General features: G+C 70.9%; 11 protein-coding genes. 4 read left to right on the forward strand and 7 right to left on the reverse strand.

The features are described from left to right. Positions 1–201: 201 nt before the first annotated feature. A complete protein-coding gene (locus tag J2Y46_RS02565) occupies positions 202–1023 on the reverse strand; it encodes an ABC transporter permease (RefSeq protein WP_045298515.1) in 822 nt (273 codons plus the stop codon). Next, positions 1020–2033, reverse strand: a complete 1014-nt coding sequence (locus J2Y46_RS02570) for an ATP-binding cassette domain-containing protein (protein WP_310240011.1) — start codon at positions 2031–2033, stop codon at positions 1020–1022. The genes J2Y46_RS02565 and J2Y46_RS02570 overlap by 4 nt, the downstream gene beginning before the upstream one ends. A gap of 231 nt (positions 2034–2264) precedes the next feature. Here J2Y46_RS02570 and J2Y46_RS02575 point away from each other — a divergent pair, with 231 nt between their 5' ends. Next, complete coding sequence (locus J2Y46_RS02575; protein ID WP_045298519.1) at positions 2265–2732, forward strand: NfeD family protein; 468 nt, start codon at positions 2265–2267, stop codon at positions 2730–2732. Between the two features lie 61 nt (positions 2733–2793). Further along, positions 2794–4308 carry an SPFH domain-containing protein gene (locus J2Y46_RS02580; protein ID WP_310240014.1) on the forward strand — a complete coding sequence of 505 codons (1515 nt, stop codon included), beginning with the start codon at positions 2794–2796 and terminating at the stop codon, positions 4306–4308. 48 nt (positions 4309–4356) lie between these two features. Here J2Y46_RS02580 and J2Y46_RS02585 read toward each other — a convergent pair whose 3' ends face one another. Continuing rightward, positions 4357–5139: an SDR family oxidoreductase gene (locus J2Y46_RS02585; protein ID WP_045298524.1), complete on the reverse strand. Its 783-nt coding sequence runs from the start codon at positions 5137–5139 to the stop codon at positions 4357–4359. Positions 5140–5201: 62 nt separating this feature from the next. On the opposite strand from J2Y46_RS02585, the gene J2Y46_RS02590 reads away from it, so the two are divergent. Beyond that, positions 5202–5813: a TetR/AcrR family transcriptional regulator gene (locus J2Y46_RS02590; protein ID WP_310240016.1), complete on the forward strand. Its 612-nt coding sequence runs from the start codon at positions 5202–5204 to the stop codon at positions 5811–5813. 73 nt (positions 5814–5886) lie between these two features. Here J2Y46_RS02590 and J2Y46_RS02595 read toward each other — a convergent pair whose 3' ends face one another. From J2Y46_RS02595 to J2Y46_RS02605, 3 genes are all read right to left on the reverse strand, one after another. After that, positions 5887–7272, reverse strand: a complete 1386-nt coding sequence (locus J2Y46_RS02595) for a glycine--tRNA ligase (RefSeq protein ID WP_045298528.1) — start codon at positions 7270–7272, stop codon at positions 5887–5889. A gap of 69 nt (positions 7273–7341) precedes the next feature. Next, on the reverse strand, positions 7342–8382 hold the full coding sequence (locus J2Y46_RS02600; RefSeq protein ID WP_310240018.1) for a hypothetical protein: 1041 nt from the start codon (positions 8380–8382) through the stop codon (positions 7342–7344). Between the two features lie 10 nt (positions 8383–8392). Then, positions 8393–10252 (reverse strand): substrate-binding domain-containing protein, encoded by a 1860-nt coding sequence (locus tag J2Y46_RS02605; RefSeq protein WP_310240019.1) that lies wholly within the window; start codon positions 10250–10252, stop codon positions 8393–8395. A gap of 101 nt (positions 10253–10353) precedes the next feature. On the opposite strand from J2Y46_RS02605, the gene J2Y46_RS02610 reads away from it, so the two are divergent. After that, positions 10354–10992 carry a hypothetical protein gene (locus J2Y46_RS02610; protein ID WP_045298533.1) on the forward strand — a complete coding sequence of 213 codons (639 nt, stop codon included), beginning with the start codon at positions 10354–10356 and terminating at the stop codon, positions 10990–10992. A 9-nt stretch (positions 10993–11001) separates the two neighbouring features. Here J2Y46_RS02610 and J2Y46_RS02615 read toward each other — a convergent pair whose 3' ends face one another. Continuing rightward, entirely contained in the window at positions 11002–12339 is a 1338-nt protein-coding gene (locus J2Y46_RS02615; RefSeq protein ID WP_310240020.1) for an alpha-hydroxy-acid oxidizing protein, read from the reverse strand. Positions 12340–12364 lie beyond the last annotated feature (25 nt).

Raw genomic sequence — 12364 nt, forward strand, 5'->3', positions numbered from 1 at the left:
CGAAGTGGGCACGAGCTCGATCTCTTACCCAGAGATTAGGACCAACCTCCGACATTCACCGCCGGCGTCGCAGACCGGATGCGATCAGGTGCGAGCCAGCGGCCTCGACCACGGCCCCACAGCGAAGGGCCGGGGCAGCTCCCGCCACCCCGCCCCCCCTGCACCCGGCCCGTCGTCACCGCCGCGGGCCGCGGCATCCACTCACGCCTTCCGCATGTACGCCCGCACCGTGAGAGGGGCGAACACGGCCACGATGACCGCGGCGCCGAGCAGCGCGGTGAAGACCTCCGTCGTCACCGTGCCCTCGTTGACGAGCCCGCGCACGGCCGTCACGAGGTGCGAGACAGGGTTCGCCTCGACGAACCACTGCAGCCAGTCGGGCATGGTGTCCGCCGGCACGAACGCGTTCGACAGGAACGTCAGCGGGAAGAGGATGAGCATCGAGATGCCCTGCACGCTCGATGCGGTGCGCGCGATGACGCCGAAGAAGGCGAAGATCCAGCTCATCGCCCACGAGCAGGCGATCACGAGGAGCCCGGCCGCGATCACGCCTGCCAGTCCGCCGCCCGGGCGGAAGCCCATGATGAAGCCCATCGTGAAGGTGAGCGTCGTCGCGATCGTGTATCGCAGGGTGTCGGCCAGCAGAGCCCCCGACAGCGGCGCGATGCGGGCGATCGGGAGCGACCGGAAACGGTCGAACACGCCCTTGTCCATGTCTTCGCGAAGCTGCACGCCGGTGACGACCGAGGTCGTGATCACGGTCTGCACGAGGATGCCCGGGATGATGATCGGAAGGTAGTTCTGCACGTCACCGGCGATCGCGCCGCCGAAGATGTACGTGAACATCAGCGTGAAGATGATCGGCTGCACCGTCACATCGATGAGCTGCTCGGGCGTGCGCCGGATCTTCAGGATGCCGCGCCACGCCATCGTGAGGGTGTTGCGCACCGTCAGGCCGAGCGTCGAGCGGTTCGAGAGGTCGCGGTCCGCGACCGGGGTGATGGGGGTCGCGATGGCGGTCATGCGCGGGCTCCTTCGAGTTCGTCGGTCGCGTGGGCGGCCTCGTCGCCTTCCGGCACGCCCTTGCCGGTGAGGGTGAGGAAGACCTCGTCGAGCGACGGCTGCTGCACGCTGAGCTCCTCGAGGTGCAGGTCGGCGGCGCGGAACGCCACGAGCAGGTCGGCGACGCGATCGGGGTCGCTCATGGGCACGGTGAGACGTGCGGCCTCGGGCGAGACGATGGCCGTCACGCCGAGCACGCGCGAGATCTCGCGCTGCGCCTCGGCGATGTCGGATCCCGCACGCAGGCGCAGCAGCAGCGAGGACTGGCCGACCGATGCCTTGAGTTCGATGGCGGTGCCCTCGGCGACCACGGTGCCGCGGTCGATGACGGCGATGCGGTCGGCGAGCTGGTCGGCCTCGTCGAGGTACTGCGTCGTGAGCAGCACAGTGGATCCCGTCGCGACCAGACGTCGGATCGTGTCCCACATCTGCCCGCGGGTGCGCGGGTCGAGGCCGGTGGTCGGCTCGTCGAGGAAGATCAGCGGCGGCTGGGCGATGAGGGATGCCGCGAGGTCGAGGCGGCGGCGCATGCCGCCGGAGAACTTCGCCAGAGGCCGGGTCGCCGCCTCCGTGAGGGAGAACTCCTCCAGGAGCTCAGCGGCCTTGCGCTTGGCATCGATGCGCGAGAGCCCGAGGAGGCGACCGAAGATGACGAGGTTCTCGGTGGCCGAGAGGGTCTCGTCGACGGACGCGAACTGGCCGGTGAGGCCGATGAGCCGGCGCACGATCTGAGGGTGGCGCACGACGTCGTAGCCGAAGATCTCGGCCTTCCCGGCGTCGGGGCGCAGCAGGGTGGCCAGCATGCTGATCGTGGTGGTCTTGCCCGCGCCGTTGGGGCCGAGCACACCGTACACGGTGCCGGCTTCGACGGTCAGATCGACGCCGTCGACCGCGCGGTTGGCACCGAAGCTCTTGACGAGCCCTTCGGCGCGGACCGCGGGGGTGCGGGATGCGGAAGTGGTGATGGTCATGGGATTCGCCTTTCGACGTCACCCAGAGTGCGCCCGTGGGACTGTCACCCCGCTGTCGTCCGCGGCATCGCGCTGCCACGGCGCTGTCATCAGGCTGCCGCGCGGACGGATGCCTCGACAGCACGCCCGCGGAGCGCGTTCTCCACATCCGGTCCCAGGATTGGACACCGGGTCCCAACCGCTGGCTAGGGTGGAAGGACCCGCCCGCACCGCACCCTTGCAGGAGACACCGTGCTGCCCTTCCTGATCGTCGGAGGCGTCGGCCTCGCCGTGCTGCTGATCTCGCTCGTCGTCGGCGACATCTTCGACCACTTCGACATCGGCGACGGCGCCATCTCGGGCACCGCCCTGGGCATCGCGGCGGTCGTGTTCGGCGCATCCGGCGCCCTCACCACCACGAACGGCCTCGACACGCTCTGGGCGTACGTGCTCGCCGCAGTGCTGGCGATCATCGCCTACGTCATCGCCGTGGTCTTCGTGAAGCGGCTGACCAAGAGCTCCGACGGCGTGCCGGCGTCGGCACTCGGCCTGTCGGGCGTCACGCGCTCGACGGTCTCCCCGGCCGGCGGCGAGGTCAGCCTCGACGGTCCGCACGAGGTCGAGCGACGCCTCGCCTACGCGGACGACACCATCGCCGAGGGCGTGCGCGTGCGCGTCATCGAGCACGCCGGCACCCGCGTCAAGGTCGTCGCGGAGTAGATCCCCACCGCGGTCCGGGTCGGGAACCCCGGGTCGCGGCATCCCACGAGAAAGGTCGTCCATGACGAACGAACTCATCCAGATCATCGCTGTCGTCGCCCTCATCGTGGCGGTGCTCGGCCTGATCACCTTCATCGCGCGCCGCATCCGCCGCGTGCCCCCGAACGAGGCGCTGGTGATCGTCGGGCGCGGTGCCGGACGACCGGATCCCGGCGAAACCGGCAGCGGCCAGCGCGTCGTGATCGGCGGTCGCACGTTCGTGTGGCCGATCCTGCAGCAGGGCTTCTCGATCTCGCTCGAGCAGCGTCAGATCGGCATCACCGTCGAGGGCGTCGACAAGAACCGCATCAAGATCGCGATCAAGGCCTCGATCAACTTCAAGGTCTCGGGCACGGAGGACGGGGTGCGCCGCGCCGCACAGCGCTTCCTCTCGCAGCAGGACCTCCTCACCGAGATCATCAAGGAGTCGCTCGAGGGGTCGCTCCGCTCGATCGTCGGCGACATGACCATCGAGCAGATCATCTCCGACCGCAAGAGCCTCTCCGACCGCGTCGTCGCCGAGACGAAGGCCGACCTCGTCGAGCAGGGCCTGCAGGTCGACCTCCTCAACATCAGCGACATCTCGACGCCGGGCAGCGACTACCTCGCCAACCTCGGCCGCGCCGAGGCCGCCCGCGCCCGCCAGGTCGCCGAGATCAGCGAGGCCGAGGCGTCCCGGGCGAGCGAGTTCGCCCGCATCGAGGCATCCGAGCAGATCGCCGAGCGCCAGAAGGCGCTCGCCCTCAAGCAGGCCACGATCAAGGCAGAGACCGACCGTGCGAACGCCGAGGCGCAGGCGGCGGGCCAGCTGGCCACCGCCGAGCAGGACAAGCTCGTGGCCGTGCAGGAGCGCGAGGCACTCACCGAGCAGGCACTCGTGACGCAGGAGCGTCTCGACATCGAGATCCGCAAGCCCGCCGAGGCGCAGGCCTACGCCGAGGTGCAGCGCGCGACCGCGCAGCGCGACGCGGCGAATGCCGCCACCGAGGCCGACGCGTTCAAGCGCACCAAGATCGCCGAGGCGAACAAGGTGGCCGCCGTGCAGGACGCCGAAGCGGCCGCCACGGCCGTGCGCGTGTCGGGTGAGGCCGAACGCGACAAGCAGGTCGCGCTCGCCGCCGGCATCAAGGCCGAGGGTGAGGCCCGCGCGTCCGCCATCCAGGCCGAGGGTCTGGCCGAGGCGGCGTCGACCGACGCGAAGGCGCTCGCGCTGCAGAAGTACGGCGAGGCGGCTCTCGCGCAGGAGATCATCTCGCGTCTGCCCGACATCGTCCGCGCCGCGGCGGAGCCGATCGCCTCGATCGACAAGCTCACCGTCGTCTCGACCGATGGCGCGTCCGAGATGACGAAGACCGTCGGCCGGGTGCTCGGCGAGGGCACCGAGGTCGTGAAGGGCCTCACGGGCCTCGACCTCAACACCCTGCTGCAGTCGTTCGCGCTGAAGACCGCGGGTGCCGACGCGCTGGCCGCCGCCGGTGACGCGGGCACGGCGGCGAAGAACGCCGCGAAGGATGCCGCCGCAGCGATCGGCAGCTGACCCCGTCACGCGAAGCGCCCGGCCCCGCGAGGGGCCGGGCACCGGCGGCTACTTCAGCACGCGGCCGCTCACGGCGAGCGTCACGCGGCGCGGCATCACCCGTGCGGCCCAGGCGCTGAAGGCGTTGGCGCGCCCCGACACCACGCTCGGCGGCACGTCGTCGCGATCGAGCCGGCGGAGGGTCAGCTCGACGACCTGGGCCGGCGTCTGGAACCGCCCCACTGCCGCGTCGGCACCGGTGATGTCGAAGAACTCGGTGCGCGTCGCCCCCGGGCTCACCGCGAGCACGCCGAGCCCCGAGCCCTGCGTCTCGTAGGCGAGGGCCTCGGTGAAGCTGAGCACGAAAGCCTTCGTGGCGCCGTACACGGCCATGTTCGGGCACGGCTGATACGCGCCGGTGCTCGCGATGCCCACGAGCGCTCCGCGCCCGTCGGCGACCATCTCGGGCAGCAGCTCCCTCGTGATCGCCACGAGCGCGGCGACGTTGACCTGCACCATCTCGCCGATGCGCGCGGCGTCCGCTTCGGCGAACGCGCCCTTCATGCCGAATCCGGCGTTGTTGACGAGCGTCTGCACCCGGATGCCCCGCTCGTCGAGCTCCCGGCGGAGCACGGCCGCGGCATCCGGCCTGGTGAGGTCGAGGGCGATCGGGGTCGCCCGAACGCCGTGGTCGCGCGCGAGGCTTTCAGCGAGGTCGCGGAGCCGCTCTTCGCGGCGGGCGACGAGCACGACGTCCGCCCCGCGGGAGGCGAGCTGCGTCGCGTACTCGACGCCGAGTCCGGCGCTCGCGCCGGTGATGAGCGCGGTGGTGCCGCGGTAGTCCCTGGTCATGCCAGCCAATGTAGACAGTGACAGCATTGTTGTCAATGCCAACATCGCGCTAGGCTGGGACAGTGACGGAGCGCACGTACCACCACGGCAACCTGCGGGTCGCGCTGCTCGGCCGCGCCTGGGACGTCGTCGACGCCGAGGGTGCCGACGCCCTGTCGCTGCGCCGGCTCGCACGCGATGCCGGCGTCAGCCACGGGGCATCCGCCCGCCACTTCCGCGACAAGCAGGCGCTGCTCGATGCCCTCGCGATCGCTGGCTTCCAGCGCCTCAACGCCGCGCTCGCGGATGCCGTCGACTCCCCCGGATCGTTCGCGGAACGCTTCGGCGCCGCGGGCGACGCCTATGTGAGCTTCGCGGTGAAGCACCCTGCGATCCTGCGCTCGATGTACACGGCGAAGCACCATGCCGCGGCATCCGCGGAGCTGGTCGAGGTCAGCCACGTCGCGATGCCGGCGCTCGTCGCCCTCATCACGGCCGCGCAGGACGCCGGCGAGCTTCCGCCCGGACCCGCGGAGGAGGCCGCGGTCGTCGCCTTCGCGGCCGTCCACGGCGTCGCGACCCTTGCGACCGACGACCTTCTCAACGGCTTCCCGTGGCGGGACGCCACCGCCGCGACCATCGCCTCGGTGTGGCGCGGCCTCTCGTCCGTCGACGCGCCGACCGTCGCGCCCTGACGCAGACGACGGCTGCCTCGACCCGCGTGGGTCGAGGCATCCGGCGTTCGTCGAGCTCAGCGAGCGGGAGAGGTCAGGCGCCCTTCAGGCGCTCCTCGAGGTAGGCGTGCAGGCCGTCGAGTGGGACGCGCTCCTGGCCCATCGTGTCGCGGTCGCGGACGGTGACGGCGCGGTCGTCGAGCGAGTCGAAGTCGACCGTGACGCAGAACGGCGTGCCGATCTCGTCCTGACGGCGGTAGCGGCGGCCGATGGCACCCGCGTCGTCGAAGTCGATGTTCCAGTCGCCGCGCAGCTGCTCCGCGACCTCGCGGGCGATCGGCGAGAGCTGCTCGTTGCGCGACAGCGGGAGCACCGCGACCTTCACGGGAGCCAGGCGCGGGTCGAGCTTGAGCACCGTGCGGGTGTCAGTGCCGCCCTTCGCGTTCGGCGCCTCCTCCTCGTGGTACGCGTCGACGAGGAAGGCCATCATCGCGCGGGTGAGCCCGAACGACGGCTCGATGACGTAGGGGATGTACTTCTCGCCCGAGGCCTGGTCGAAGTAGGTCAGCGACTGGCCTGACGCCTCCGAGTGGGAGCTCAGGTCGTAGTCGGTGCGGTTGGCGACGCCCATGAGCTCGCCCCACTCCTTGCCGGCGAAGCCGAAGCGGTACTCGACGTCGATGGTGCCGTCGGAGTAGTGGGCGCGGTCCTCTTCGGGCACGTCGAACCGGCGCATGTTGTCTGGGTCGATGCCGAGCCCGATGAACCAGTCCCAGCACTCGTCGACCCAGTGTTCGAACCACTCCTGCGCCTCGGCCGGCGGCACGAAGTACTCGATCTCCATCTGCTCGAACTCGCGCGTGCGGAAGATGAAGTTTCCGGGCGTGATCTCGTTGCGGAACGCCTTGCCGACCTGGCCGATGCCGAACGGCGGCTTCTTGCGGCTCGCGGTGAGCACGTTCGAGAAGTTCACGAAGATGCCCTGCGCGGTCTCGGGGCGGAGGTAATGCAGGCCCGACTCGTCGTCGACGACGCCGAGGTACGTCTTCACGAGGCCCGAGAACGCCTTGGGCTCGGTGTACTGGCCCTTCGTGCCGCAGTTGGGGCACGGGATGTCGGCGAGCCCGTTCTCGGGCTTGCGGCCCTTGCGCGCCTCGAAGTCCTCGAGGAGGTTGTCGGCGCGGAAGCGCTTGTGGCACTGCAGGCACTCGACGAGCGGGTCGGTGAAGGTCGCGACGTGACCGGACGCCTCCCACACGCGCTTGGGCAGGATGATCGACGAGTCGAGGCCGACCATGTCGCCGCGTCCGCGCACGAACGTCTGCCACCACTGGCGGCGGATGTTCTCCTTGAGCTCGGTGCCGAGGGGGCCGTAGTCCCATGCCGACCGGGATCCGCCGTAGATCTCACCCGCTTGGAACACGAACCCGCGGTGACGGGCGAGGGCGATGACTTTGTCGAGGCGAGACTGCTCGGCCACGGTGGCTCCAATGGTCGGGAGGGGATGCACGAAGGTGCGAGAGGCCGCTGACCGCGGCATCCGTCGATTCTAGTCGTCGCGTGGAGGGGGCCCGGCTTCGCCGTCCGCCCGCTCGAAGGCGCGGTCCCACTCCTGCAGCTCCTTGCGGCGGCCGATCAGGCCGTCGAGCGACACCTGGAAGTGCAGGCCCCGGCGGGCGTTGACCTGCTTGATGTTCTCGATGAGCTCCGTGGAGAACGACGTCAGCGCGGTGCGCACCTCGCGAACGCGGTCGACGGGGTCGTCCCAGAGATCGGGGTGCTGCAGGATGTCGAGCAGATAGTCGCGGTCGAGGGCCGCCGTGAGCTTGCGCAGCGTCTCGCCGTACTCGACGGCGGCCGTGGCCCGCTGGCCCTCGTCGCCCTTGCGGTCGAGGCGGTCGAAGAGTTCGGTCGTGTTGTTCGCGACGGTCACGATCTCGCTCGCCACGTCGGTGGCATCGCGATTTCCGGATGCCCCGGCCGCCGCGTACTCGCCGCTCAGCGCCCGCAGCCGCCCGACGAGCGGTCGCACGGTGTCGGGAAGCGGGGCGTGATGCCCCCGGGTGCCGCCGCGCCCGCGCCGGCGGAGCACCGCCCACAGCGCACCGCCCGCCGCGACCAGCGCGACGAGACCGAGCGCACCGCCGACGATGAGTCCGCCGTCGACCCCGCCCGCGCTCGGCTCGTAGTCGGGCGGGTACGCCGCGATGACGCCCTCGACCGTCTGCACGATCGCGGTGTCGAGATCGGGGGCCGCGGACTCGGCCTCGTTCGCGATGCGCATCGCCTCGCCCGTGGACAGCACGTGCGACCCTGCGGAGAGGTCGTCGCCGATCGCGACGATGATCGTGTCGTAGTCGGTTCGGCCGGCGAGCGAGGCCACCATCTCCCGGCCGGTCATGTCGAACGCCTCGTTGTCGGGGAACACGACGACCGCGATCGACTCGTCGGTGACCTGCTGATCGAGCTCCTGCTGGAGCTGCGTCCCTCCGGACACGTCGCTCGAGACGTACACGTTGCTGCTCGCGAGCCCGTCGACGGCGTCGTCGAGGTAGACGTCCGTCGCGTTCAGGCCGAGATCGTGGGGCATCCTGCGCCGTTCAGAAGTTGTTGATCACGGACGCGAAGACGAGGTCGATCTTCGCCGCGTCGGACGCGTCGAACCACTGGCCGCCGGTCGCCTCGGCGATGCGCTGCAGCGCGCCGGTGTCGGCGCCCTCGCCGTAAGCGATCGGGAAGATGCGGACCGGGGCGTCGTCGCCGCCCTCCTTCGACGACGCGCCGATCTTCGCGACGAGCGAGTCCAGCGAGATCTCGGAGTCGGTGTCCTGGCCGTCCGACAGCAGCACGATCGCGTTGATGCGGCCGGGCTGCGCCCGCGCCATCATCTCGTCGTAGGCGGCGGCGATCGCGTCGTACAGCGGGGTGCCGTCGCGGTGAGCGAAGCGCAGGTCGTCCAGCGACGAATCGACGGACTCGCGGTCGGACGCGAGCGGCTCGACGTCCCGCAGCACGACGATGTTCTGCCCGGCCTCCGACTCGACGCCGGTGGTGAACGCCCACACCCCGACCTCGTCCGACGAACGGAAGTGGCCGAGGGTCGCCTGCGCGCCCTCGATCGCGCCGTCCAGCTTCGAGCGGCCGTCACCGATCGCCTCGTCCATGGAGCCGGAGATGTCGATCACCTCGAGCACCGACGAGGGCTTGCGGATCTGCGTCCATTGGTCGATCGCGGCCGACACCACGTCGACGGCCGGCTTCGGCAGCGTGACTGCAGGCCCGGCGGGATCGACCCCGTAAGCAGCCGTGAAGAGGTCGCCCAGTGGCACCGAGGCATCCAGCGGGCGGAAGCCGTACTCGGGCAGGATCTTCTGCGCCGCGTCGGTCTGCAGGAAGGCGGCGAACGCCGCGCCCGCCTCGGCCTGCTCGGGCGTCACCCAGTCGGCGCCGAGCACGGTGATCGGATTGTCGGACCACATCGAGCCGCCCGACGGGTACACCGCGACCAGCTTCTCCTTCGGAGGCGTCAGCGTCTCACCCGGCTGCACGGTGTGCGAGTCGGGGTTGCCCTGGTTGTAGTTGAGCAGCGAGGTCTCCTCCAGCGCGACCGCCGAGACATATCCCGAGCCGCCGGCGCCGTTCTGGGTCTCGTCGTAGAGCCGCGTCAGCACCTTTCCGGTGGTGTCGCCGTAGTGGATGACGCACTCCTCGAACACGCGCGAGAACTCGGCGGCCGCAGCGACGTCGGCTGCGGTGAGGTCGGCGGTCTTGCCGGATGCCTCGTACGACTGCATCAGGATCGCCGAGAGCCCGGTCGTCGAGGTGTTGGGGTTCGTCTTCGAGATCTTGAAAGAGCCCCACAGCGGCTTGCCGACGCTCGCCCAGCCCGCGGGGTCCTGGCAGAGCGCCTCGAAGTCGGCGATGCCGATCTCGGCACCGGGCCAGCCCAGCGCCTTCGCCATCGTCTCGGGAACCCCGAACACGACCGGCGTGTGGGTGAACGACGCGGGCTCGCCCACGAGGGAGGCGGATGCTGCCGCCGCGACCCGATCGGTCCACACCGTCGACGCGGGGGACCACATCGTGGGCCAGCGGCGTGTGTCGTCGTCGGGCCAGTCGCCGCCCGTCGTGAGGAACCGGGTCGCGTCGCCCGACGAGACGTTGATCGGATGGATCGTCGCGCACTCGGCGAGCTGCTCGTGCTGCGACGACTCCTTGAAGGCGTCGGCCAGCGCGTCGAGCATGTTGACCTTCTCGGACGAGGTCGCCACGACGACGCTCGTGCACCCGTCGTCGGCGAAGTCGCCGCCACCTGACTCCTCGACCACGGGGTCGGCGCCGAAGCAGCCGGTCAGCGAGACGGCCGAGGCGACCAGCACCGCCGCACCCGCGAGCAGGCGCGGTCGGATCCAGGCGAGAGGAGTGCTGTCGGCGGGCGAGCGCCGGCTTCGTGCGGGCATGGCAGAAGCCTAAGGCTCCGCGCACTGCCCGCACAGACGAGCGGCACCCTCCCCCGCGGCGGCTCTGCGGCATAGCCTGATCGCGTGGACCGGAGGTCGCCGTGACCGAGCCCGCTGCGGGACGCTCCGCACACCTCCCGCGGTGGCTCGCGGTCGCCGCGCTCGCGATTCTCGCACTGCCCGGATGCGCGAGCGGGCAGCCGCACGGGGACGAGCTGTACGCCTCGGCGCGACAGGCGAACCTGGTGTTCAAGGAGGCGGTCGCCACCGTGCTCGTCCACATCTCCGACGGCACCTGGCAGGTTCAGGAGTACGGCGATCTGCCCGCGGACTGCGACAGCGGATACGCGTTCGCACTGCACCGGACCACGTTCGAGGGCTGGACGCTCGCCGCCGATGCGGCGACGACCGCGGACCGCCTCGCCGCGTGGCTCGACGAACGCGGGTGGAAGGCGACGGCACCGACGACGGCCGCAACCGGCGAGGTGGTTGTCGAGGCGTCAGATCCGACGGTCGGCGTCGCCGAGCTCACCATCGAGATCCGCGGGGGCGCGGGCCGGGCGGACGCGATCGGCGTCGGCGCGACGAGCACCTGCTCAGCCGGCGACGCCGAGGAGCTGACAGCCCTGCTGTATCCCGGTTACCCCGACCAGCCGGTCGCGCACGAGCCGCTCCCGGCCGGGGAGCTCGCCGGGGAGGCGCCGATCTTCGGCTTCACCCGCGACGGCAGGCCGCGGTGACGCGGGACGTCAGACCTCACGCAGCGCGCCGCGCCCGACCTCCGCGATCGAGGTGTGTCCCGAGAGCCCCAGCGTGATGTCGAGCTCGGCCAGCACGTTGCGCACCACCTCGCGCACGCCCGCCTCGCCGGCGATGCCGAGGCCATAGGAGTAGGGACGCCCGAGGGCCACGGTCGTCGCCCCGAGCGCGAGCGCGATGAACACGTCGGAGCCCTGCCGCACGCCCGAGTCGAAGACGATCGGCACCCGCCCGGCGACGCGCTCGGCGATCGTGGGCAGGACCTCGAGGGTCGGCACGGACTGGTCGATCTGACGCCCGCCGTGGTTCGAGATCCAGATGCCGTCGACGCCGGCATCCAGCGCCCGGATCGCGTCGTCGGGGTGCACGATGCCTTTCAGGATGATCGGCAGCGACGTCCACTGCCGGGCCTTCGCCAGGTCGTCCCACGTGAGCGCCGGCGTCGAGAACACGTCGAGGAACGTCTCCACCGCGGCGCGCGGCAGCGGCGAGCGCAGGTTCTCGCGCACGCTGCTCGTGCCCGTGAGGGCCGCGCCCTTGCGCGCGATCCGAACGCCTGCAGCGACCGCTTTCGGGGTCACCTTGACCGGCGGCGGCGGTGTAGAGGCATCCGTCCCTCCGCGGGAGCGCTCGCGGACCAGCTGCTGGAAGACCGGGTCGCTGGTGTACTGGGCGATCCCCATCGCGCGCGTGAACGGCAGGTAGGCCAGGTCGAGATCGCGCGTGCGCCATCCGAGCAGGTGGGTGTCGAGCGTCACGACGACGCCTTCGCATCCGGATGCCTCGGCCCGGCGCAGCAGCGACGCGTTGAGGTCGTCGGACGCCGACCAGTAGAGCTGGAACAGCCGCGAGCCGCCGGGCGCGGCATCCGCCACCGCCTCCATCGGGAAAGAGGCCTGGTTCGACAGCGTGTACGGGACGCCGAGGGACGCCGCGGCCCGCGCAACCGCGAGGTCGGCGTCGGCGTGGGCCATCTCCATGACGCCCAGCGGGGCGAGGAGCAGCGGCGTCGGGCGCCTCACGCCCAGGAAGTCGACCGACAGGTCGCGGGACGACACGTCCCGCAGCGGCCGCGGCCACACCTGCCAGCGGCCGAACGCCGCGCGGTTCGCAGCGACAGTGCGCTCGGCGCCCGCTCCCCCGGCGATGTAGGCGAAAGCCTCGGCGCTGAGCGCCTTGCGCGCCGCGGCCTCGAGGGCGTCGGTGTCGACCGGCACCCGGGGCCGCGTGCCGCTGATCCCGGCGCGGTAGATGTCGGACTGCGTACGGCGCGAGATGCCGCGCGATGCGGCGGGGGGATCGTCGGGGGCGGCGCTGCTCTGAGCCATGCGCACAGCCTACGCAGACCCCGCG

The organism is Microbacterium sp. BE35 (assembly GCF_031457705.1).
Lineage (GTDB): Bacteria > Actinomycetota > Actinomycetes > Actinomycetales > Microbacteriaceae > Microbacterium > Microbacterium trichothecenolyticum.

Bases quoted from the DNA above. Each gene is read 5' to 3' on its own strand.
- J2Y46_RS02565 (WP_045298515.1), bottom strand. From the start codon at position 1,023: ATGACCGCCATCGCGACCCCCATCACCCCGGTCGCGGACCGCGACCTC.
- J2Y46_RS02570 (WP_310240011.1), bottom strand. From the start codon at position 2,033: ATGACCATCACCACTTCCGCATCCCGCACCCCCGCGGTCCGCGCCGAA.
- J2Y46_RS02580 (WP_310240014.1), top strand. From the start codon at position 2,794: ATGACGAACGAACTCATCCAGATCATCGCTGTCGTCGCCCTCATCGTG.
- J2Y46_RS02585 (WP_045298524.1), bottom strand. From the start codon at position 5,139: ATGACCAGGGACTACCGCGGCACCACCGCGCTCATCACCGGCGCGAGC.
- J2Y46_RS02600 (WP_310240018.1), bottom strand. From the start codon at position 8,382: ATGCCCCACGATCTCGGCCTGAACGCGACGGACGTCTACCTCGACGAC.
- J2Y46_RS02605 (WP_310240019.1), bottom strand. From the start codon at position 10,252: ATGCCCGCACGAAGCCGGCGCTCGCCCGCCGACAGCACTCCTCTCGCC.
- J2Y46_RS02615 (WP_310240020.1), bottom strand. From the start codon at position 12,339: ATGGCTCAGAGCAGCGCCGCCCCCGACGATCCCCCCGCCGCATCGCGC.